General features: G+C 49.1%; 1 pseudogene. It reads right to left on the reverse strand.

Annotated features, from left to right (window positions below):
* Nucleotides 1-224: pseudogene (locus AC0NBN_RS12800) on the reverse strand (hypothetical protein); the annotation flags it as partial.

Genomic DNA, 224 nt, shown 5'->3' on the forward strand with positions numbered 1-224 from the left:
AGCTGTCTTCCGCCCATGTCGTACACCGTAATGTCCGCTTCAGCTTTCCCATCACCCAGCTTCCAGCTTGCGGATTCCATTCCAATCTCCACATAACAGTAATCACTCACCGGATTCGGATAGATTCTGATGTCCTGCTTCTCAATCAGTTGGTCAATCTGACTGTCACCCAGCTTCACGATCTTCCAGTTTTCTTTGCCCAGTTCTTCAGCACTTGTTCCTGC

The organism is Chryseobacterium sp. L12, assembly GCF_056133985.1.